General features: G+C 51.9%; 12 protein-coding genes. 9 read left to right on the top strand and 3 right to left on the bottom strand.

Annotation, left to right across the window (positions count from 1 at the left end):
• Together Pan161_RS20430 and Pan161_RS20425 are read left to right on the top strand one after the other, a co-directional pair.
• Window positions 1-1,419: a mechanosensitive ion channel family protein gene (locus Pan161_RS20430; RefSeq protein WP_145230325.1), complete on the top strand. Its 1,419-nt coding sequence runs from the start codon at window positions 1-3 to the stop codon at window positions 1,417-1,419.
• Window positions 1,420-1,603: 184 nt separating this feature from the next.
• Window positions 1,604-3,040, top strand: a complete 1,437-nt coding sequence (locus Pan161_RS20425; RefSeq protein ID WP_145230323.1) for a DUF1501 domain-containing protein — start codon at window positions 1,604-1,606, stop codon at window positions 3,038-3,040.
• A gap of 20 nt (window positions 3,041-3,060) precedes the next feature.
• Here the strand turns inward: Pan161_RS20425 and Pan161_RS20420 are convergent, their stop codons facing one another.
• Complete coding sequence (locus tag Pan161_RS20420; RefSeq protein ID WP_145230321.1) at window positions 3,061-4,425, bottom strand: OprO/OprP family phosphate-selective porin; 1,365 nt, start codon at window positions 4,423-4,425, stop codon at window positions 3,061-3,063.
• Window positions 4,426-4,816: 391 nt separating this feature from the next.
• On the opposite strand from Pan161_RS20420, the gene Pan161_RS20415 reads away from it, so the two are divergent.
• Entirely contained in the window at window positions 4,817-5,122 is a 306-nt protein-coding gene (locus Pan161_RS20415; RefSeq protein ID WP_145230319.1) for a hypothetical protein, read from the top strand.
• A gap of 85 nt (window positions 5,123-5,207) precedes the next feature.
• Window positions 5,208-5,453, top strand: coding sequence for a LexA family protein (locus Pan161_RS20410; RefSeq protein ID WP_145230317.1), 246 nt, complete (start codon window positions 5,208-5,210; stop codon window positions 5,451-5,453).
• A gap of 12 nt (window positions 5,454-5,465) precedes the next feature.
• Here Pan161_RS20410 and Pan161_RS20405 read toward each other — a convergent pair whose 3' ends face one another.
• Window positions 5,466-7,451 (bottom strand): carboxylesterase family protein, encoded by a 1,986-nt coding sequence (locus Pan161_RS20405; RefSeq protein WP_197995436.1) that lies wholly within the window; start codon window positions 7,449-7,451, stop codon window positions 5,466-5,468.
• A 63-nt stretch (window positions 7,452-7,514) separates the two neighbouring features.
• Window positions 7,515-8,855: a hypothetical protein gene (locus tag Pan161_RS20400; protein WP_145230313.1), complete on the bottom strand. Its 1,341-nt coding sequence runs from the start codon at window positions 8,853-8,855 to the stop codon at window positions 7,515-7,517.
• A 553-nt stretch (window positions 8,856-9,408) separates the two neighbouring features.
• Here Pan161_RS20400 and Pan161_RS20395 point away from each other — a divergent pair.
• The 5 genes from Pan161_RS20395 to Pan161_RS20380 all read left to right on the top strand — a co-directional run bounded on the left by Pan161_RS20395 (window position 9,409) and on the right by Pan161_RS20380 (window position 23,541).
• Window positions 9,409-14,199, top strand: a complete 4,791-nt coding sequence (locus Pan161_RS20395) for a glycosyl hydrolase family 8 (protein WP_145230311.1) — start codon at window positions 9,409-9,411, stop codon at window positions 14,197-14,199.
• 1,349 nt (window positions 14,200-15,548) lie between these two features.
• Window positions 15,549-17,063 carry an FAD-dependent oxidoreductase gene (locus Pan161_RS20390; RefSeq protein WP_145230309.1) on the top strand — a complete coding sequence of 505 codons (1,515 nt, stop codon included), beginning with the start codon at window positions 15,549-15,551 and terminating at the stop codon, window positions 17,061-17,063.
• Between the two features lie 325 nt (window positions 17,064-17,388).
• Window positions 17,389-17,610: a hypothetical protein gene (locus Pan161_RS20385; RefSeq protein WP_145230307.1), complete on the top strand. Its 222-nt coding sequence runs from the start codon at window positions 17,389-17,391 to the stop codon at window positions 17,608-17,610.
• 112 nt (window positions 17,611-17,722) lie between these two features.
• On the top strand, window positions 17,723-17,851 hold the full coding sequence (locus Pan161_RS31245) for a hypothetical protein (RefSeq protein WP_261342927.1): 129 nt from the start codon (window positions 17,723-17,725) through the stop codon (window positions 17,849-17,851).
• 356 nt (window positions 17,852-18,207) lie between these two features.
• Complete coding sequence (locus tag Pan161_RS20380) at window positions 18,208-23,541, top strand: CheR family methyltransferase (protein WP_145230305.1); 5,334 nt, start codon at window positions 18,208-18,210, stop codon at window positions 23,539-23,541.
• Window positions 23,542-23,608: the final 67 nt, after the last annotated feature.

The following is a 23,608-nucleotide window of genomic DNA, read 5'->3' as shown; positions in this document are numbered from 1 at the left end:
ATGATCAATGCAAGCAGGATACTGATATTTCTGCTCGTCTCTGGAATCTGTTCCGTCGTATGTGTCGCGCAAGAGGAGACGCCTGAAGAGCCAGTCAATCCACCGCCGGCGGAATCGCTGTCCGCTCCCAAAGCCGTGAATGTTACACCGGCTGTAGAAGATTCCGAAATCTCGGCGCGGCTGACTCGCATTCTCAAGGCGACCGAGTGGTTTGAAGATCCCCAAGTCGATGTGGAAGAGGGAGTCGCCTTCCTGTCTGGATCAACGAATGATGAAAAATACCGCCAATGGGCCGGCGATCTTTCGCGGAATACACAGGATGTTGTCGCTGTCGTCAACCGGATTGAAATCAGGCAGCCGGACCTGTTTGATTTAAGCGCCTCGTATGGTACGGTCAAATCCATCATGCGAAACACGGTGCAGTCCATTCCCATCATCCTGGCGGCGCTGCTGGTGCTGTTGTTTACGTTTCTGGCGATGTTTATTTCAGGCCATCTTGCCGATTATACGATTCTCAGCCGGTTTCAAAATAAACTGCTGCGTGGCGTGGTCCGCAAAGGGGTGTTGCTGCTGGTCTTTCTGCTGGGAATTTACCTGGTGTTACAGATTGCCGGCCTGACGCGGCTGGCGGCAACCGTGCTGGGGGGAACGGGTTTATTCGGTCTGATCGTCGGGATCGCGTTTCGGGATATCGCGGAAAACTTCCTCGCCAGTATTCTGATCAGTATGCAGAACCCGTTTCGCTATGGTGACCTGATTGAGGTGGAAGGGATTCAGGGGTATGTGCAACGTGTGAATACGCGTGGTACTCTGCTGATGTCGCTGGACGGCAATCATATTCAGATCCCGAACTCAATTATCTATAAGAGTAAGATTCTGAATTATACCTCGAATCCCAAAGTGCGGCTCGATTTTCTGGTGGGCGTGGGCTACGACGTTCCCATTAATGAAGCGCAATCTATTGCGAAAGAGATATTGGAATCGCATCCGGCTGTGCTTGACGATCCCGAACCGACTGTGCTGGTGGAAGGTCTGGGGTCTTCTACCGTCAATCTGCGACTGTATTACTGGATCGATGGTCATAAATTTAGTGTGTTGAAAGTCAATTCTTCGATGATGCGACTGGTAAAGACAAAGTTCGAAGAACGGGGATTCTCCATGCCGGACGATGCACGGGAAGTGATCTTTCCCCAGGGAGTACCCGTGACCATGGTATCCGCGGAGGAAGCAGCAGCCACCAAAACAGCTCTCCCTCAGCAACCGGTTCAACAACCATCCCGCTCGCCGGTTGAGATTCAGGATGAGGAGACCGTCACTGATGCCGAAGGCAGCCTGGCCAGTGAATACACGGAGCTGGAGCGACAGAGCCAGCAGGCACGCGATCCTGAAGAAGATTCGACGGATCTGCTGACTTCATGAGTGGCGGCTGAGCGACCAGTGGAAGGTATGTGATTTGTTTCTGGTCAAACACAGAAAATAATTGATCTTCTGTTCAGAATTCACTAGACTGGGTCATTCTATAATTATCCTTCACAGACAGCGGCTCAAGAAAACTGTCGAGGGATGAATTGCATTATACCTGAATCCGGATGGGGCAGATCTGATGCTGACAGTAAACGGGTATGCGAAACAGGTTTGTTCCGGTCTGACGCGACGCGAAGCGTTGCAGGCCGGGGGCGCGGGGTTATTCGGGTTGAGTCTGCCGGGGGTGCTCGCCGCGGAAGAAGTTGCCGGTGCATTTCAGAACGGGCGGGCGAAGTCCGTGCTGTTCCTGTTTCTGTTTGGTGGTCCCAGTCAGCTGGAATCATTCGACATGAAACCGGAAGCATCGAGTGGCATTCGCGGCCCCTTTCATCCGATCGACAGTCGCACGCCGGGCCTGCACATCAGCGAGTATCTGCCACAGACGGCGAACATTTCCGACAAGCTCTGCGTGATCCGCACGATGACGCATAAGCATAACGATCATAACGCCTGCCATTACATTCAGACGGGTCACAAGTGGACGCGTTCTGCCGCCGATGGGGGCGATGTCAATGCCCGAGGCACAGACTGGCCAGCGATGGGAAGTGTCGTGGAATACCTGTCCCGCAGGAGTCCCGATGCCCATCAGCGTGCGCTACCCGATTATGTGTATCTGCCCAATCGGCTGGGAGTGCTGCAGGGACTGGAACGAACCGGGCAACATGCCGGCTGGCTGGGCTCGGCGTATAACGCATTCGCCACCGATATCCGCAAACGCAATGCTGCGGACAATCCGTACTTTCGCGACTGCACGGATGCGGAACTGGATTTCCGGATTCGCGGTCTGGCGACGAAAGAAGAGATGACACTGGATCGGCTGAACCGTCGCAGCAGTCTGCTGCAGCAGTTTGACCAGGCCAATCGGGATTTTCATGAAGACCATCAATATAAAAACTATGATCGCATCCAGCAACGGGCGTTGTCACTGGTGACTTCAGAGAAGATGCGGTCCGCGTTTGATATTCAACAGGAATCAGCAAAATTGCGCGACCGCTACGGGCGGCATCTGTTTGGTCAGTCGACTTTAATGGGACGGCGGATGATTGAAGCGGGAGCCCGTTTTGTGACCGTCTGCTGGGATGCCCCCGATGGATACAGCTGGGACTCGCATCGCAGTGCGCATCATCTGCAGCATCACCTGCTGCCCGGATTTGATCAGGCATATTCAGCGCTGCTGACCGATCTGGAAGAGCGGGGGCTGCTCGATGAAACGCTGGTCGTTGCCGTGGGTGAAATGGGGCGAACTCCCACAGGGACTGCGGCGTGGGGTCGCGGACACTGGTCGCATTGTTTTCCCTGTCTGCTGGCGGGCGCGGGAGTGAAGGGGGGAATCGTATATGGCACCTCGGATGCAGAGGCTGCGTATCCTGTAGACAACCCGGTCACCCCGGAAGATCTGGCAAAGACGATCTACTGGTCGCTGGGCATTGATCCCGAACTGTTTCTGCCCGACCGCGAAGACCGCCCGATCCCCATTATCGAAAGCGGCACACCGCTCAAACAGTTGTTTGGGTAAGCTCGCAGCGGGCCGTTTCCTCAATAGATGTACTGCAGACGTCCGCCGATGACATCAATGGGAAGATCGTCAGTGGTCGCGTTATTAATGAAGCCGTGCACGTAATCAAATTTGACGCTGAGCTGATCACTCAGGTACCAGTTGAGTACCAGTTCGGCGGAGTTCATGCGTCCGCCCGTCACATTTTTATCGTTCAGATTGAGGAAGGTACCCCGCGCGGCCAGTTCCCAGGCACCCCAGCCGCCGTCAAAAAAGCTGTGCAGCGGTTTGACGGAATCAAAGACGCCTGCCTTGCGATTGTAGGGTTTGGATTCGCCCGTAAAGAACCAGCCGGCCTGGGCGTATCCGCCATAAAAGACCAGCGGGGGGCCGCCGATCTGATTGACCAGGGCATACGTAAGTTCGGCCTGATAATTCAACTGGCCACGTGAGCCCGCCAGTTCGAAGTTAAACAGGTTGACGCTCTCCGCAGGGACATTACCCGTGTCAACAAGTTGTGGGGGACCTGATGAATTGATGCCCGGTTCCTGGTTGGTGAAGAAGCTCAACTTGGAATCGTAGCGAACCATCTTATCATATGGCTGCAGGACGCTGTAATTCAAACCGGTGTGCAGCAGATCGCGGCCGTCGTCTTCGTACCAGTGCAGATACGTGGTGCGAGCAGCGAAGCCCAGGCCGTCGGCGTTGTGATTCAGATCGAAGCCTCCCCTGCCGACGAGGAAGCCGGCGAGTGACCAGGTACCCCGTTCTTCTTCGAGTGTGCCATCTGCCCAGATGCCGACCTGCCGAAAGGGGGAGAAGGTAAAAAAGGGAGCCCGTTCGGCGAAGGTGAAGTTTTTGGAACTGGTGAGGGCTTCCATCTGGAAGGGAACTTTCGTGGTCCCGACGATCAGGCGATCGGCGTAGGGACGATCACGGAAATCCAGGTAGACATCGCGAGCCGCAGGAGGAGAAGTGGCGAACTCGACATCCATTTTATAGCCGACGTCCGTTGCGAGATCCCCGGTCAGCGCGAGCCGCGCACGCCGGACGGCGGTGCGGTTATTAATATCCCCAAACGCTGCCATGGACGCCGGCGACTGTTCGAAACCTGCGGAGTCGATCTGGATGAAGCCACTCAGTTCGCCAGTCGGATAATCGCTGTGCCCATTCAGGCCGGTTACGCAGGGAATGAGTTCTTCGTCACAGGCAGAGAAGGTACTGACGAGCGTTGTTTCGGTTGGCAGCGAATCGGTGAGAGGCGGCGGCAGTGCATCTGCTCTCGATTCCTGCGCGAACAGAGGATTGACACTGAGCGCGAGACAACATCCCAGCAGCGACAACCAGCGTCGGAATCGACCGGGGTGCCGGAACACATTTCGCGATTGATCCTGCTGTCGTTCCATCGGGCGGGATTTCGTGGCTGTGACCGTGATTGTTGACGTTGTAGAAACCGAACTGCTGCTGAGGACCTTCCCTGGAAACCGGTCTGGCACGCGCAGGCGCAGACCGTCTCCGCAGAAGCAGGGCTGCTTATTTTATCGGTTACAGGAATTGGGGAACTGCAGCGATTGGAAAAGGGTACCGCGGAACCGGGTAGAAAAGCCGGGTAAGAGAGCGGGTTGTGTTACAGGCAGTGGAAACTGTGCGGGTTATTCCGGTTGTATGTGGGGTGAACTTATTGACGGGCTGGTTGACTCTGGTATGATTTTTGGGTTTGAAGAGTGGCTCTGGCAACAATATCGATTCAAAAACATAAACAGACTTTTTTGTGAACCTCTTTCGTGTGAGACCAGGATGGGAATTGACTTACTTGATCTGGTATTTCGGGTTGAAAAACGGTTTGAGATTAAAATACCCCGGGATGCGATGCATCTGCTTCTGCATGAGGGGAATACTGCTGATCCGCCGGACAATCTCTGGACGGATATTTGCGTGGGTGATTTTGTCGGATTAATCGAAACTCTGGTCGCGGAACAGTACCCTGAGGCTGCGGTGGATGTCTTTGCAGGCGTCAGGTTGGATATCATGGACTGTCTGCAGGTTGAGGAACAGGAAGTGACTCTGGACGCCTGGCTGGGACGTGATCTGGGGATGGAGTAGCATTCTGATTCGGCGATGCTATATAATCGCCGACGATGATCGGGAACGATCTGTATTTCTGGTACCATTATTCAGAGACCCTGCGATGAAAAAATTAACCGAGCGACAGAAGCATATTATCAGTTTTATTCGTGTGTTTACCGCGAAGACGGGGTGTGCGCCGACGGTGCGGGAGATTGGTCAGTCGTTTGGGATTAAATCGACCAATGGGGTCTCGGATCATCTCAAGGCGATTGAAGCCAAAGGCCGACTGAAACGGAATCAGTTTATGCCCCGGGGGCTGGAAGTCGTGGAGAATCTGCGGATCCGGTTCTGCGGCGAAGTGCAGTAGCCCTGATAGCGTTCAGGGAAAGATCTGCTGTAGCAGTTCAGCGGAGGTAATGCCGGGGGCTGTCTGCGGATTGATGAGATTCTGTTTGCGCTGACCCAGTTTGATATACAGGTCCATTGGTATGTGGAGTCGGTATTGCTGTTCGTCGATCAGCGTACCGGGGGTGATTTCAGGAAAGCTCTGCAGCTCCTGTTTTGTGCCCCAGCGATTCCAGATCTCTTTTAATTCTGCACCAGTCACACTGCCTGTCATGGTCTCAAAGAGACGATGTCGGGTGAGGAAGTCTGCTTTGGTATAGAATTCGGGTTGATAGCGTTCGAGGTGATTGAAGTCGGTCCCCCACATGCCTCGATCGGCGGGCCCCCACCAGAGTGCAAAGTCAGCCTGGGATTTTTCCTGCATGAGCTGCAGACAGGTGGTCGCGAGATTGGCCCGGTTACTATAACGGGCCGGGATCGGCTGGTCTGCATCCGGGAAGCGAATCCAGTTCCAGTCTTTTCCATATTGCAACTGTCGTGAAATGAGATGCTGCGGGTTTTGCGTGAGCAGGTCTGCCTGACTGATGCGGTCAAACCCATCTGAGCCAGCCAGGAACGAAGCCGGCTTAGCGACAACCTGGGCGAGTCCGGCTGTGTCAGTGAAGGGGGCGAGCAGATAGACCAGACGCTGCGGATGATCAGGATGGGGAGCGAGCAAACTCAGTATCTGATTTTCCAGGGGCAACGGTGATCTACCCCCTGCCAGTAGCGTGCCTTGCTGAATTTTGATGGGAAGTCCGGACAGGATTGCCTGGCTGAGCCTGTTTTCTGCGGGGGTGCCGACCAGAATTAAATTAGCGTTCGTCTGCTGAGTTTGCGTCAGCTCTATGTCAGAAATTACGGGAAACAGGTTGGGGATCCGCTCATTAGTGGGGCCGCCATAGGACGCGAGCGTTTGTGCCAGTGTTTTCAGCTGCTGCGTGCGATCACCGCGAGTGCCGTAAACAATGAGTAATGGCTCGCCCTGATACAGGTTGGCAGCAGCACCCGCTTGGTAGACGCGTGTTGGTGGTTTTGGCAGAGGGCTTCCATTTATCCAATGGCCTGACTCGAACCTGTAATACATGTCTGCTGGCAGCCGGGTCTGATCAATCTGGACTGTCTTTACATTGGGAAATGCAGCCAGGTCTAAGGAAAAAGCGGCTATGTTATGAGGATGGACGACGACGGTCCGGTCATTGATGGTAGCTGCTACCGATGCCCGCTGGTGTGGATCGATGAACTCCTGAATGGTGAACCAGTAGGAACGCCCCAGCGATATGCTTTCGCATTCGTGGGTGAGGGACAGCGGGTTCGGATTTCGTGTTTGTTTGAAGAGCCAGTCCAGCAGAGGCGCACGTGGTCCCGGGATGGAATGGCCGGCGTCCGGGTATTCTTTGAGAAACATGGGACTGCCCAGGGCTTGCATTCTGTCTGCCTGCACCCGCGCGTTGCAGATGGAAGAGGTCCAGTCTTCGTCTCCATGGTGAAACGCGACCGGCAGGTTCTTGAAATTGACCAGCGGGTAATTGTTGCCGACGCCTCCTAAGGCCAGGACTGCTGCGAATTGATCGGGAAAGCAGGAGGCCAGATGCATGGCGCCACTTCCACCCGCGGAAAATCCAGTAAGATAAATTCGGTCCGGATCGATCGGGTATTTTTGTTTCATACAGTCGATGACCTGCAGCACATCGTAAGTAGAAAGTGAGCGGTATCCCCAGATGCGACCGCGTGCAGGTAACGCGTAGAAAAACGGATACTGTGTGCTCGGTACTGCGTTGAGGCCGACCTTGAGGTCAATCAGTAACGGGTAGGCCTTTCGACCTGCGATCTGCGGAGGTGTGCGTACGGTGAACGAGACGGGAGCGCCTTCTGCCTGACTGTGACAGGTCTCTTTGAAGTTTGAGTTCCAACGAATATTGGTGTCGGCAGCGTGTACCAGAGTTGCGTAAGAAAACAGGATGCACAGGAATATTTTCAAGAAACGTTCTCCGGGAAAGTCAGAAAGTAAGTAACCATCAATGGCTACCAGACCTGCTGTGAATTAATCCTGGATGAGGATGTCGTGTCGTTTCTTGAGCCTGCCATATTTGTTTTCACCGACCAGCCAGACCTGCATCTTGCCTGCGGTCTGAATCAGATTGGCGGGAATGTGCACTGTTCCATTCTGCCGATCCTGCTCTGTCACATAGATGTTGTGATAGTCATAACTGTCTGCTTCGTTTACGAGAAGCGCCATGATGACTTTCATGTTGTCAGAGTTGATCTGCAGTTCCCACGGTTCACTTTTGGAAGCCGTTTTTGTGGAGATGCTGAAATCAAGGTCACAGACAGAGAATTCGCAGGTTTGACTCTGCGAACCGTCATTCATGATGCAGTGTGCCGTGTAATCGCCGCAGGTGGAAAATGAGAGTTCGATGACTCCTTTCCCGGGCTGATCGATTTCTTTGACGACTTTGTCCCCCCGTTTGACGACCAGCGTTTTTACGCCTTGGTCGTCTCTGTCCATGATGTTGATTTTTACTTTCTGATCTTTGAAATAGGGGACCCAGTCTCCCCGATCGAGCAGTAAAACCCGATTGATGACCGGAGTTTTGGCGTCTTCTTCATAGTTGGGGAACAGGAACGACTCTGCTTTATTCTGGCCGCGCCAGGCATCCAGATCGGTGATGCGAAACAGTTTTCTGCCTCGCGCTTTGAGGTGGCTGTTAAAGGTCGAGACAGAGCGATTGCTGGTTTTGGTCGTGAGCGGCCGACTTTCTTCTACACGGACATGTGTGACTTTTCCCTCAGCGTTCCGGGTGACTCGCGTGACGATTTCCACGTGCGAGCCAGGCTGAGGAGGCGTGTAAATGATGTCTCCCACCTGTGCCGCCTGGGCTGTCTGGGGCTCTACGAGCATGACGCCTTCGCGATAGGGCGGGTTATGCAGGCGGCTGACATACCAGACGCCACACTGTAACGCATAACTGGTGTAAGAGGAGCAGACTTTGCCGTAGTAGCATTCCGCATTGGCTACCTTTCCATACAGGTTTTCTGTGTATAACACACTGTGTGGATTTTCGACGGCTGCCAGAAAGGTCTTCAGATAAATATCAAAACCGATATAACGGCCGATATATTTTACACTCGAATAGGGGACGCCCGTGTATTCTTTACCGGGCTCGAAAGTTCCTTTCCTGCGGGGCATTCCCTCGGCAACCGGCGTCCATTTCACCTGCGACATAATCCGCGCATATTCCACTCCTTTTCTCTGCCAGGCTTGCAGACGATCTGTGTCTGTCTTTTCGGTCTGTGGTCCTGCTGCCGTGGAAGTGTTCTGCAGGCAGATCAGACTGACGAGTGAGAAGAGCAGATTCAGGGAGAATCGTGCAGGTAAGTTCATCGAATAAGCCTTTCCGGGTAATTTCAATACGTGGTCTGGATTTCCACAGATAAGTAACCATAAACGTAAACGAATTCACATGTGAATTCAATGCGCAGTTTACTTTTCGGACTTCACTGCTGATCGGATCGTATTGATTATGAGTGATCCTCACGTTCCTCTGAGCTGCTGCCTTGAAGAGTATTTAATAAAATTTAAATCAGGTCTGGACAGGGGGCGGGTGGCTATGGTTACAATCAAAGTGTTCCGAATCGGGATTGGTTCCCGGTTCAAATCCTATCTTAAATATCTCGGAAACTGCTGTTTGATCTGGGCCAAAACAGCTTCCGCGCCAGGACATCCTGGGCGTGTGAGAGCCTGTGGTGGCCTGCCTGTGTTGCGGTCTCTTCTCGCGCCTTTCGATAAACAGTGTTACGGGGAGTTAAACGCGTCTCAGCATTTCTACCTTCCGAGACTCGTATCCATTCCTTCACTTTCAGGCTGATTCTCAGTTTGAAACGTCGCACTGTTCTGGCAGAGACTGAAAGGGCTCTGCGTTCGCAGAGTTGATGCGATGAAACGACTTTACGCAACACTTCTTGAATGGTTCATTCAACAGCACGGCACTCCCAGGCGATCACGTGCTCAGGCAGCAAGACAGATCGAGGCACTGGAGGTGCGGACGATGCTCACCGCCCATCCACTGGCGGATGCACCCGATGTGCAATTTGAGGTGGATCAGGACTGGGGCTCCGGTCGGACAGCCAACCTGATTCTGAATAACGATGAAGCAACGGCGTTTACCGACTGGCAACTGGAGTTTGATTTCAGCGGTGAGATCCAGTCACTGTGGAATGCCGAAGTGGAGAATCTCGGGGGGGGCCGCTATCGGATTACGCCTCCCAGCTGGGATGCGACTTTGGATGCAGGTGAAACGCTGGCGATTGGACTTGTGGCTGTTGGCGCTTACAGTGAGCCCAGCGGGTTTGCGTTTAACGGGAGTGGAAGTCCCGTTGACCCTGACCCCGACCCGGATCCAGACCCGGATCCCGATCCTGTGGTCAATGCACCGAATCAGCCGAGCGTGAGTGTGCTGACAGATCAGGCTTCGGGCGGTTTTCGTGTGACTCTCAATCTGTGGGCAGGGTCAGCAGCGAATCACTGGAAGTTGTACGAGAATGGCGAAGTGATTCATGAAGCAGATCTGACGGGAAATGCGACCCCGCAAACGGACAGTCTGCTGATTACGAACCGGGACTACGGTGTGTTTCGCTATCAGGTCGAAGTCAGTAACGCAAACGGAGCAACTTTGAGCGATGAAGTCGTGTATGTGGCTGGTGACGCCAGTCTGATCAGCATTGAGGGAGTCGACAGTGCCGGGCAGGCCTTACAGGTCACCATTGATCAGGAAACAGTTTACGAATACACGCTGGCCTCCTCGAGTGAGTCGAGTCAGTTCAGCGTAGCAGTCAGTAATTCTCGGGCAGTCACCGCAGAGATCGTTAACGGCAATACATTGCGGATTACCGGTCTCGAAGCAGGACGGTCGTCTGTGCGGATTACCGATGTTGAGAGCGGCGAAGATCGTTATATCGGGTTTCGCGTACGTACGGCAGAGGGCGCACTGCCGGGGCTTCCGGATTATCTGACCATCGGTTCGGTCAGCGAAGACACGACCGGTGACCTGGCTTTCTGGCAGGATTTTGATGACAGCAATTCGTTAACCGGCAAATATGTCGACTCGCGTTATATCTATCTCAATGGGGGGCCGCTTACCGGCTGGCGAAGCTGGGATCCAGACCGTGTGAGCAGTTATGTACGCGAAAGCATGAAGCTGGGAATGATTCCGCAATTCGTGTACTACAATATTCCTGATGGCGGCGAAAGTTATACGACCAACCTGGAGCACATCCAGAGTCAGTCGTATATGGAAAACTATTTTCGTGACCTGAAATTCGCGCTGGACACCATTCGCACCGAAGCAGGTGACGAACTGGTGCAGATGATTCTGGAACCGGACTTCATCGGTTACCTGATGCAGAATGCCGGCACATCGGCGAGTGCAATTTCGGCTGTAACGAGTGCCGCTTACAGCAGTGGCGTTTTGCAGGAAGGCGTTGATCCCCAGTTTGACAATACGGTGACGGGGCTGATTGAAGCGATCAATTATACCATCAGTCATTTTGCACCGAACGTGGAGTTTGGCTGGCAGTTCAATCTCTGGGCTTCACCTGGGATCGAAACCCCCATTCCGGGCACGGGAATCGTGCATTTGACGGATACAATGGGAGTCGCAGCCGGTCAGGCAGCGATTGCCCGTGAAGCAGAACTGATTGCCGAGTATTACATGGACGCCGGTATTCTGAGTTACGGGGCGGGGTTCGTCTCCCTCGATAAGTATGGACTGGATGCAGGGGCGCAGAACGGGGCAGCCAGTAATCCGGAAGCGAGTACCTGGTTCTGGAACAGCGATCACTGGCAGAATTACCTGCTGATTGTGCAGACGCTCACGGAAACGACTGAACGTGAAATGGTACTCTGGCAGTTGCCCGTTGGTCACATCAATGACAGCCAGGCGGTGAACCCCTATGACGCGAATGGTGTGTTTGATCCCTTGACCAACACAACGCGGCAGTATGAAGATTCCGCAGCTTCCTTCTTCTTGGGGGATACGTTTACGGCCAGTGGAAATCGGCTGGATTATTTCTCGACGAATGATCTGGGTGATGCGAAGCTGACCGTTTCCGGCAACACGATCACCTGGGGATCGCATATGGAAGAAGCGCGCGCCGCCGGTATCCGGCAGATTCTGTTCGGGGCGGGGGTCGGCATCAGCACCGATGGAATCGGCAGTGAACCAACGGATGACTACTGGTGGATCACCAGGGTGCAGGAGTATTATCAGAATCCGGTTCCTCTGGAGGGCAGCATCGTGGAGCCTCCTGACGAAGTGGTTCCTGAAGTTCGTATCAGCGGAGCGACTGTTGCAGAAGGTATTAGCGGGACCGTGTCGGCTACGTTGACGGTTTCCCTGTCTGAACCAGCGACTCAAACGGTTGTCGTTAACTATCAGACTTCCAATGGGACGGCGACCGCCAGTGAGGATTATGAAGCTTCCAGTGGTCAGGTTACCTTCGCAGTAGGAGAAACTTCGAAGACGATTTCGGTTCAGATATTTGGTGACAGCCTGGTAGAGCCGGACGAACAGTTCTATGTAACACTCAGCAGTCCGGTGGGAGCGACGCTGGATGCGAGTCTGTCATCGGCGACCACAGTCATTACCAATGACGATGCGGAAGTGGTTAGCGAGAATGAATTGTCTGTGACGACGCCTTATGAGACGGCAGTCACAATAGCCGCGGGAAGTTCGGGAGGCGATCCTGATTATGGCAGCCATGTTCAATCGTATGTCGACGGGACGTTATTCCCCAGCCAATATAGTCAGGCGCAGCTGGATCAGATTGTGAGCAACTACTATGACAGTTGGAAAGCGGACTGGTTGCGTGCGGACCCGGGAGGGAATGGATACCGGGTGATTATGGATGCGTCAGGTCGAACCACATCCGAAGCGCAGGGTTACGGGATGCTGGTTCTGGCGCATATGGATGGATGCGATCCACAGGCCCAGGCGATTTTCGATGGCCTGTTTCAGTATTCGCGTGCGAATCCCAGCGAAGGGAATCCTGATCTGATGGACTGGGCGCAGCCGGATGCGTACGGAAACAGTAGCGCCTTCGATGGGGACGCCGATATTGCCTATGCGCTGCTCGTTGCAGATGCTCAATGGGGAAGTGACGGCGCGGTCAACTATCTGCAGGAAGCGATTACGATTATTGATGCCATGTACGCTTCGACCATAGGACCGGACAGTCATCTGCCGATGCTGGGTGACTGGGTGAATCCTTATGGTGGTGGGCGGAATCAGTGGTCTGTACGTACCAGCGATTTCATGTATGGTCACTTCCGCGCCTTTGAAGCCGCAACCGGTACGGGAGCCTGGAATGAAGTGATCGCGGCGACTCAGGCTGTGATGACGAAACTGCAGCAGCAATCGGGTACGGGTCTGGTGCCGGACTTTGTGATTGTCGATCCGACGACCGGGAATGTTTCGCCTGCGCCTTCGGGCTTCCTGGAAGTGAATGATCAGCATTACTGGTACAACGCGGGGCGTGTGCCCTGGCGGATTGGTGCTGACGCGGTGTTGAGTGGAGACGCGGTCTCGCTGACGCAGGCGCAGATGCTGTCGGAATTCTTTCAGCAGTCTTCGGGTGGGGATCCGGCATTGATTCGAGGTGGCTATGCTTTGGATGGAACGCCGCTCAACAGCTGGAGCGATCCATTTTTCCGTGCGGCGGTCGGTGTGTCGGCGATGACCGGTTCAGACGCGGGTGACCAGGCGTGGATGAATTCGGTCTTCGACAGTGTGGCAACGACGCATTCGAATTACTATGCGGACTCTGTGTCGATGTTGAGTATGCTGGTGATGTCGGGCAACTACATCAGTCCTTCGTCCTCGCTGGGAGCAGGAGGAACGCTGCAGTCTGTTTCTCAACCTGTACATGGTGAGGTGGTCAACAATCAGGATGGAACGCTGACTTATACACCAGACGCTGGTTTCTCAGGAGCAGACAGCTTCGTGTTCACAACGGTTTCTGATTCGGGTAGCATCATCAGTACGACGGTGCATGTCACCGTGGAAGCATTCATGGTGATTGTCCCGGAAATTTCCATCAATGATGTAAATGTGACAGAAGGTGACAGTGGGAGTCAACAGGCAGTGTTTACTGTTTCACTGGATCAACCGACGACTGAACTGGTGACAGTTCAGTTTCATACAGTCGATGGAACGGCGGTCGCTGGTGCGGATTATCAGTCGGTGAATGGCCAGCTGATCTTTCAGCCAGGAGAGCTGACGAAAACGATCGTGGTGCCGATCCTGGGTGATATGGATCAGGAAGGGAGTGAAAGCTTCCAGGTTATCCTTGATCAGCCAGTGGGTGGTACGATTGCGGCCACTACAGGCACGGGAAGTATTCAGGACAACGATGCACCGACTGCGGCGGGCGCCGTGGACTTTGATGTCGTGGATGCCTGGAACAGCGGGTTCCAGGGCGCGATGGAAATTCGGAATGAAAGTGACCAGCCTATGGAAGGCTGGATGCTGCAGTTCACCTTCGATGGTAATATTACGGATATCTGGAACGCCGAGATTGTTTCACACGTGGGAAACACGTATGTGATTCGGGGTGCCTCCTGGAATTCTGATATTCCCGCTGGTGGCACGGTCTCCTTCGGCTTTATCGGAACGTCAACCGGTCTGGACGAACCACTTTCGGACTTTGTTCTGAATGGAAGTCCCGTCTGATTTACTGAGAGAAAGTAGATGATCTGGATTTGAGAATGGGGCACTGTTCAGCAGTGCCCTGTTTTCATATCTCGGGTTTGGTGGCTTTTCAGTAGTATGGATATGGCGGACGAACTCTACTCGGAGCGCCTTCCGGGGAATTTATCTGATCCCTTGGGGATTGTGTTTCGCGCACTATCGGGCGAGCTGACAGTGGCATCCGACAGGTTGTTTGGGTGGGTGGTTGGCAGGGACGTTTGATCGTTTGCACTGACAGTTTCCTGCTCGCGATGCTCGCCCCGAATTGCATTCAGGGTTACCCGTTTCGTTATGTGAGAGAGTGAGATATGCACTATTGGGCAAGAGTAAAGACCGGACACATAGGTAACACACGTTCGGACACATGGGTAACACGGTCAGATTTGAATTATCGATAATGGCTTGGAGGGAGCAAGAGGAGATGAATAAACAATTGTGGCGATACAGGTTGATACGGGACCGATAGATTGCGATGTCGAGGCGGTGCCGGGATGAAACTTTGCGATGTGTGGCGACCCGCAGGGTTACATCCCGAATGGGTGTGGTTTCAGGCAGTGCAAATTCGGAAAAAACAGGCTCATTTGCAGTGAAGATTATGAACAACTGGCGTGTGTTTCAGTGCACTGTAAACTGGTCACGCGCGCGACTCAGTGAGACGCTTATCTTGTCTGGCTTCATGGCTGAGTCAAGGGGAGTTTATTCAGTAGGAAACCACTTGATTTATGGACCTGTTTTACATTGAAACAAAGAAAAGAGATGAATTCAGAAGATGATCCATTTTTCTCCAGGGGCAAATGTGCCGCAGTTCAGGGGATTGAGTCTCCGGAAGAAGTTTGCGCAACGCGTCGACTGCAGGTCACGCTGAAGTAGTTCGAATTCTACTCGAACACTGTGCTGACCTGCCCCTTCTTTCCGCACGGTGACAGTTCAGCATGATCGCTGATCAGACAGTTCGATCTGAAAAACCCCTGGTCCGGAGATGGTTCAAGACTGTTGCTGCGCTTCCTTGAGAAGCATGCAGGGCTGTCAGGATGTCGTACTCAAAGAGAGAGAATCAGTATCTGAACGGTATATTTCAGGTTTATTTTGACCAATAACTGAAACTTATTTTTTGCTCATCTGATTTCGCCTGGGATTTGTTTAGACGGAATGCCGGAAAGGGGAGTTGCTTCCCGCTAAATAATTCGATTCCCGTCCTTTCCGTAAGAGGTGTGGCATGAAAAATGCAACTTCCAGAGGACTCTTGAATGCTCCGTTGGGAGAGATGTTGCATTATCAACAGGCTACGAATGCGCGAATCGTATCACAAGTTCGGTTTGCTGGAGAATCACATGAAACAAACGATATCTCAACAAAAAATATCCTCACCCTCTGCTATTCATAAATCGTTCTGGCTGCATGATCAGCCTCTGGATGCCAGGTACCCTGTGCTGGAGGAAAATCATCATACAGATGTTTTGATCGTGGGAGCAGGGATTGCAGGACTGAGTGTCGCTTTGGAATTACTGGAGCGCGGACGGCAAGTCACCGTGTGCGAAGCATCCGTCATCGGAGCAGGAACAACTGGTGGCAGCAGCGGCCACCTGGATGCTCATCCAGAGATCGGCCCGCAGGCGTTACTGAATCAGATGGGAGAAGAGAAGGCACGCGCTTATACCCTGATGAGACTGGAAGCAATCCGTGCGATTCAAAGTCGATGTGACAAAAACTGTGAGTTTCGATCTGTAGAGGGATATTTTTATACCGAACACGAAGAGGCCCTGAATGATGTCAAAGCAGAATATGAGGCCGCGAAGAAAATCGGGCTTTCTGTGAACTGGACCGACCAGGTTCCTGTTCCCCGGGCAGTGGGCGGCTATGCTATTCAGGGAATGGCTCGCATAAATTGTATGAGTTACCTCAAGTCTTTGGCAGAACTGGTTGTTCAAAAAGGGGGACAGATTTTTGAACAGACGCAGGTCAGTGGTCCCGTCGAACCAGCACCTTCATCGCTGAAGACGGCTGCCGACCATGAGATTTATTTTAATCAGGTCGTCTGTGCAGTTCACTGTAATTTTACTGACTTTCAGCAACTCTATCTGGAAACACCCGCCTATCAATCTTATGTTCTTGCTGCCAAAGTTCGGGTCCCTCTGGAAGATGCATTGTTCTGGGATGACTCAGACCCCTATTTCTATATTCGTCGTGCAACAGACGAGGAAGATCTCATTCTCGTCGGAGGCTGTGATCACCGGACTGGTGCTGGCGACACGACGGCTTCGTTGAATCATCTGGAAGAGTGGACTCGAGAACGATTCCAGGTGGTCTCCATTGTATCACGCTGGAGTGCGGAGTTTTTTGAGCCGACCGACGGTTTGCCTTTTATTGGAAAAGTGCGCGGCAAGGAGAATGTCTGGATCGCGACCGGTTTCAGTGGAACAGGTTTGACCCTGGGAACTGCTGCGGGTTCGATGCTGGCTGATCTTATTATCGGTAAGTCAAACAGCTTGACAGAAGAACTGTCCCCTGGGCGGTTAAATATAACGTCAGTTGGAAAGGTGATCTCGGAAGGCACTACAACGGCAGTCAATCTGGCCGAACGCGTTTTACCGGCTCAGAAAATCAATGTGGATGTGTTGCAGCCTGGAGAGGGAGCCGTGGGTAAAGTGGATGGAAAGTTTGCAGCGGTCTGCCGCGACCGCAACGGTTGTGTGCATTCCCACAGTCCGATCTGTACTCACATGGGGGGAGTCGTTCAATGGAATGAGGTAGAACAGACCTGGGATTGCCCCGTCCATGGAGGACGGTTCTCTGCCAGTGGAGAACGACTGTATGGGCCGCCGGAAAAGAAGCTGGAAACGGAATGAAATGAGCTGCCACTTTAAACTCTCTTTATTCAGTAACCGACAGAAACACATTAATATTTGCTAACGACCCGCAAAGCAAGAAATCATTCTGAATGACTGTACTATCGAGAGCCATTCATACTTACCATCAATACGTGATGAGTTTTGAAATCCTTCACGTAAGTTGGAATGTAACTGGAACAATCATGTTTTGCGGATCAGGCACTGACGGAAGTTCATCGTATATTCCTGGGTAATAAATCACTCTGGTTGACCTTGCCCCCTTTAACCGAATCCTGCAGTTAGTATAAAATACAGGCTTCTGGACTTAGAGAAGGAGGCGAACATGCCCACCAAGCGTCATTCATCCGAACAGATTATTTCGAAACTCGGGGAAGTCGAAGTCCAGGGAATGAAGGTTACCCTGACGTGTAAACAGGTGAAAAATCAACAGCAGACTCACTTCATGTGGTGTCGAGAATACGGCGATTTAAGGATGGGCCAGGCGAAACGCCTGAAACAGCTGAAAAGGAAAATGACTGACTCAAAAAAATGCTGGTGGAGTTGAAATTAGATAAAGCCATTTTGCTGGAAAGGTACTGATCGAACGCTGGTTAAGAGATTATATATCTACAAGACCATACTGTTGATTGGGCTACAGAGCCCCGGTGTCGGAAGCAATGCGAGAAATCTTTCTGATTTCAATAACACTATTACTGAATGTGATTCTGCTTTCCGCTTTAATCTACAGACAGAAGCATGGGCATGCCAATATCGGCTTTGAAAGCGTATTGATGCTGGATTTATAACTGTGTGGCTTTGTGTTGTTTTCGTATATGAACTGAATGTAATTGACTCAGTACGACAGACTGTCACAGATGAGACCGGCTGTATTGTTTGGGAAGTTTTGTAATTCAGATGTGAAAATCGACTTTGAAATCCCCCACGGTGAGCAGGGGATTCCTTGAAAAATTTGTAATACAGATGTAGAGTAGGCGGAGATGAAGTTCTAAAGAGCATTTCCGGCTTTACTCTGGTGGCCTTCCTCAGTGACTTAATTGAAAATATCTGCAGGATCTTCAGGTACTCTGATCACAGTCAAAAACTGCCATTTATGGATAGCTGAATTATGTGTGAAGTGACTGCTAAATGAGGCGGACCATGTATGCCAAAATCTGCGGAAAAAAAACACATTCAGAACTCTTCCACATTAATTGTTGTTGCAATCGGCGCTTCTGCTGGTGGACTGAATGCCGTTAAGAATTTCTTTTCGACCATTAAAGACAAGCCCGGCTATGCGATCGTTGTCATTCAGCATATGTTGCCTGAAGGTGCACAGGCTCTACTGAAATCGATGGAGCATATCTGTCCTCTGCCTGTCTCAAGCATCGATCAGAATACACGGGTCCAAAAGGATCACGTTTATATTGTCCCGCCGCATTGCAGCGTCCAGTTTGACGACGATTCTCATTTTTCCGCAAGCGCAGTGCCGCAGGAGGGACAGGGTACTCCAGTGATCAATCCCTCATTTCGTTCCCTGGCGGAGATTGTCGGCCCGAATGCAGTGGGTATTGTGCTTTCGGGAATGGGCAGTGATGGCAGCTATGGTCTGAATGCGATCCGGGAAGCCGGCGGAATGACGATGGTTCAGGATCCGAAATCTTCCGAGTATGAAGATATGCCTGCTAATGCGATTCGAATCGATCACGTCGACCATACCCTGCAGCCGGAGCAGATGCCAGCGGAACTGGATGCTTACCTGTCGTTTCTGAAACAGTCCAGTCGGCAGAAGAACGATGAGCGGGACTTGTTGAACGAGGTGGAAAACCATCTGCCACGCATCTGCGATCAGTTACTGGAAGAGACCGGCCACGATTTCCGGCATTACAAAACGGGGACATTAATACGCCGGATTATCCGTCGCATGCAGGTATTGCGGCTGAGCGACGTGAAGGAATACCTGTCGCAGCTTGCAACGAATCGCGAAGAAGCGCAGTCCTTGTTTCGCGAGTTGTTGATCAGCGTGACAGACTTTTTTCGCGATCCGGAAACCTTCGCGATTCTGGGAAAGCAATATATTCCGAATCTGTTTGAGGATCGGGAGCGGGATCAACCGATACGCATCTGGGTTCCTGGTTGTGCCAGTGGAGAAGAAGCCTATTCACTGGCCATGTTATTGTATGAAGCCCGGGAACAGGCAAAGATTGATGTGGAAATGCATGTTTTTGCGACCGACATTGATGAGCGGGCGCTGGCGATCGCGCGGGAGGCCGTTTATCCACTTTCCATTGAAGAACATGTTTCGCAGGAGCGGCTGGGACGTTTTTTTATCAAAAAAGGGAAGCATTACCGTGTGGTCAAAGAGATCCGGGAGTTGTGTGTTTTTTCGACCCATAATCTCATCAGCGATCCGCCTTTCTCTCAACAGGATCTGATTTCGTGCCGTAACCTGCTGATTTATCTGGACGCGCCATTGCAGCAGCGTATTGTTCCAATATTTCACTTTGCCTTGAAACCGAATGGCCTTTTACTGCTGGGGCCATCTGAAAATATGATGATGCACACGGAAATGTTTCGTCCACTGGATAAGAAACATTGTATTTCCCAGCGTAAATCGGTTCCCATTCAAACCTCTACATTGCGTTACCCTTCGACTCGATCCCAAAATTATCTGGCTGGTAAACAGAGTCTGGAAGTACAAACGGCAAATATCCCCGGGATTGCTGAACGCATCCTGCTGACAGAGTATGCTCCCCGTTATGCCGTTGTCAGTGAGGAAGCACATATTCTGACCACGTCAGCCGGGATTGAGCAGTTTCTGGAATTTCCTGAGGGGAGTTTTCATAATAATCTCATCAAGATGACGCGCACCGGTCTGCGGAACGGCTTAAGGACTGCTTTGACGGAAGCCTGTAAGACGAGACAGAAGGTGGAAGTCGAGGACCTGTCTTATAAGACAGGTGACTGCCTGCGACGCGCACGAATGGTGGTTCACCCGCTACCCGAAATCAGTCAGGATGCAGAATTGTTTCTGGTGATTTTTGAAGACCAGGGACCGATCGTGCATCATACTTCTTTTTCAGAAAGGTCAAACGCTGATGCGGCAGAGACAGACACCGTCATAGAGCAACTGGAATCAGAACTGGAGCGGGCACGCACGGAACTGGAAAACAGCGTGCAGGACCTGGAAGGTTCCAATGAAGAGCTGAAATCCTCGAATGAAGAACTGTTATCCATCAATGAGGAACTGCAGTCGGCCAATGAGGAGTTGGAGACGTCCAAGGAAGAAATTCAGTCCAGTATGGAAGCGCTGACTCGCGTTCAGTCTGATCTGGAAAATCTGCTGAACGGGACAAAAATTGCAACGATTTATCTGGATCGTCAGATGCAGATCAAAAGTTATACTTCCTCAGCCGGCGAAATTTATAATCTGAATGCGACTGATGTGGGCCGTCCGCTTTCGGATATTACTCATAACGTGAAACGAATGCCAAGGATCCCCTCGCTCGAAAACACCAGGAGGCAAAACGGTCAGTTCGAAGATGAGATGCAGCTGAAAAACGGGACCTGGCTGTTGCGACGCATACTGCCTTATGAAAGTGATGGTGAATTTGACGGGATGATCCTGACCTTTATGGATGTCACGGAATTCAAGCTGGCAGAGATTCGCCTGGAGACCGAACATACGATTTCACAACTATTGGCCGAAGCAAATTCATTAAAAGAAATCGATCATACGATTCTGCAAACCATTCGCAAATGTCTGCAGGCGAGTGTGGGTCTGCTCTGGCTTCCCGACAAAACGCATGAGCGGCTTGTTCTGGAAACCAGTGTGGCAACCAATGTCGCTAAGAACCGTAATTTTCTGAAGAGTAATTCATCGATTCAGTTTGATCGCGGTGCAGGACTACCGGGGAGAACCTGGGAGAGCATGCAGATCGAGTGGTGCGAGGATATTCAAACGCTCGTCTGGTATAATCGCAATGAAGTAGCCAGTAAGAGTGGGCTGATCAGTGGTATTGCGATTCCCATTATTGCAGACAGGAAGTGTCAGGGAATCATGGAGTTTTATACCCGGGAACATTTGAAACGCGATCTCCTGCTGGCGAACATGTTCTCTTCCATCGGTCATGAGATCGGTTCATTTCTCAGCCGCTGCCGGATCCAGGATCAGTTGTATGAGGAAGTCGCCCGTAAAAATGCCATTATGACTTCGGCCATCGATTGTATCATTACTACCGATGCCGCCGGGGAAATCATCGATTTCAACCCGGCAGCAGAACAGACTTTTGGACACAACAAGCAGGATGTGATCGGGAAGTCATTGTGTGATCTGATTCTTCTGGAAGAGTATCGTGAACGCTATCATACGGCGCTGGAAAAGTTTCTAAAAACGGGTGAAGCCGATTTAATCGGACGGCACATCGAGTTATCGGTGCTGCATCAGAATGGAAGTCACTTTCCGGTGGAACTTGCCATTAGCGTCACTCATCTGGACGATGGTCAGCCGTTTTTCACTCTCTGTTTGAGGGACATCAGCTTGCGCAAAGAGCAGGAAGCCGCGCTCCGGGATAGTGAAGGACGAGCCAAGGCGCTGGTAGAAGCTTCCGCGCACATGGTCTGGACGATGACGCCCGATGCGCGGACTGTAGAAGATTCTCCTACCTGGCGCGAATTTACCGGCCAGACTTATGAGAAATGGAAAGACAAAGGCTGGATGGATGCGATCCATCCCGATGATCGTGAGCAGACACTGCGGAACTGGCAGAAAGCATTTGAATCAATCACCCCGCTTGATTGTGAGTACCGCTTGCGAAACCGGGAAGGGGAGTGGTGCTGGACCTCGGTGCGTGCGGTGCCCCAACTCGATTCGGAAGGGTCTGTGTTGCGCTGGGTAGGCATGAACCTGGATATCTCTCGACAGAAACAGCTTCAGCAGGAAGTCGAAGCAAATGAAAAACGACTGTTCATGGCATTGAAAGCGGGGGGAATGGCAGCCTGGGAATGGCAGCCTGATGCCAGTTTCTGGTCCAATGAATTGTATGAACTGCTGGGAATCCCGAATACCACTACCGCATCACCAGAGACATTCTTTTCCTGTGTCCACAAGGAAGATGTTCCCGGTCTGGCCAAAGCATGGGAAGAGGCCATTCAGGGGGTAACGGAGTACGATCAGATATTTCGAGTCGTGCGCGCCGATGGAGAGATCCGCTGGTTAGCCGGTGTCGGTGAAATCGTACGAGATCAGCAGGGCAATGTGACCCAGATATTCGGACTGAACTGGGATTTTACCCAGGAGCGAGAAGGGGAAGAAGCACTTCGGAAAAGCGAGAAACAGGCGCAGCAGGCCAATATTGCCAAGAGTGCGTTTTTAGCAAACATGAGTCATGAAATCCGCACGCCGATGACAGCCGTTCTGGGGTATACCGATCTGTTGATTGAAATGGAGCAGCAGCAGGACAAAGCTGAGTACCTGCAGAATATCAAACGCAATGGGAATTTCCTGCTGGACATCATCAATGACATTCTGGACTTATCAAAAATTGAAGCGGGTAAGCTGGAAATCAACCAGGAATCATTTGCGCTGAACGAGATGCTCGCGGACTTACGATCCATGATGCGTGTCCGTGCTGAGGAAAAGAAACTGGAATTTGGGATTGAATTTATCAGCGAACTCCCGGAACGAATTGAAACAGATCCCAAACGCTTACGTCAAATCCTGTTGAATCTGATCAGTAATGCGATCAAATTTACTGAGACGGGCAGCGTGCAAGTCGTGATTAATTATCTCAGGGAGAAAACAGAAGCCACTTTGAAAATTGATGTCATTGATACCGGAATAGGGATCACGCCCAAACAGCAGGCTCGATTATTTCAAACGTTTTCGCAGGGGGATGCTTCCGTCACCCGCAATTACGGTGGTACCGGCCTGGGGCTGGCGATCAGTCAACGGCTGGCAAATATGTTGAATGGCAATATCTCGGTCTCAAGTAAGCCGGGGGAAGGGAGTACATTCAGCTGCACGATTAATCTGCCGGTCAGAGAAAATGTAAAATTGACGAATCTAAATCTGGAAGCGGTACCATTGAAAACTGAAACCGCATTGCGGGAGTACCAGCTTCAATGCCGAGTGCTGATTGTGGATGATCAGCGTGATGTCCGCCATCTGACGAATCTGTTGCTGCAGCGGGCAGGAGTCGAAACCGAATTCGCAGTCGACGGAATCCAGGCAGTGGAACTGATCGAGAATCAGTTACAGAACGGCTTGACTGTCGATTTAATCTTGCTCGATATGCAAATGCCGCGAATGGACGGCTATCAGACTGCGGCCCGTCTGCGGGAAATCGGATTTAGTCGGGCGATCATCGCTCTCACTGCAGATGCGATGCAGGGAGATATGAATCGATGTCTTGAACTGGGTTGTGATGACTATCTGAGCAAGCCCATCAATTCCAGTGAACTGCTGAAGATGATATCGCGTTATACCGGTCAGGGGTGAACCTGTCACTGGATATTCTTATTTACCGAAGAGCGCGAAGTTCGATCCCATCGACAGCGAGGTTGAT

The organism is Gimesia algae (genome assembly GCF_007746795.1).
GTDB lineage: Bacteria > Planctomycetota > Planctomycetia > Planctomycetales > Planctomycetaceae > Gimesia > Gimesia algae.
This window is presented reverse-complemented; position numbering and strand designations above follow the sequence as displayed.

Bases quoted from the DNA above. Each gene is read 5' to 3' on its own strand.
- Pan161_RS20425 (WP_145230323.1), top strand. From the start codon at position 1,604: ATGCTGACAGTAAACGGGTATGCGAAACAGGTTTGTTCCGGTCTGACG.
- Pan161_RS20385 (WP_145230307.1), top strand. From the start codon at position 17,389: ATGCCCACCAAGCGTCATTCATCCGAACAGATTATTTCGAAACTCGGG.
- Pan161_RS20400 (WP_145230313.1), bottom strand. From the start codon at position 8,855: ATGAACTTACCTGCACGATTCTCCCTGAATCTGCTCTTCTCACTCGTC.
- Pan161_RS31245 (WP_261342927.1), top strand. From the start codon at position 17,723: ATGCGAGAAATCTTTCTGATTTCAATAACACTATTACTGAATGTGATT.
- Pan161_RS20390 (WP_145230309.1), top strand. From the start codon at position 15,549: ATGAAACAAACGATATCTCAACAAAAAATATCCTCACCCTCTGCTATT.
- Pan161_RS20420 (WP_145230321.1), bottom strand. From the start codon at position 4,425: ATGGAACGACAGCAGGATCAATCGCGAAATGTGTTCCGGCACCCCGGT.
- Pan161_RS20410 (WP_145230317.1), top strand. From the start codon at position 5,208: ATGAAAAAATTAACCGAGCGACAGAAGCATATTATCAGTTTTATTCGT.
- Pan161_RS20395 (WP_145230311.1), top strand. From the start codon at position 9,409: ATGAAACGACTTTACGCAACACTTCTTGAATGGTTCATTCAACAGCAC.
- Pan161_RS20380 (WP_145230305.1), top strand. From the start codon at position 18,208: ATGCCAAAATCTGCGGAAAAAAAACACATTCAGAACTCTTCCACATTA.
- Pan161_RS20430 (WP_145230325.1), top strand. From the start codon at position 1: ATGATCAATGCAAGCAGGATACTGATATTTCTGCTCGTCTCTGGAATC.
- Pan161_RS20415 (WP_145230319.1), top strand. From the start codon at position 4,817: ATGGGAATTGACTTACTTGATCTGGTATTTCGGGTTGAAAAACGGTTT.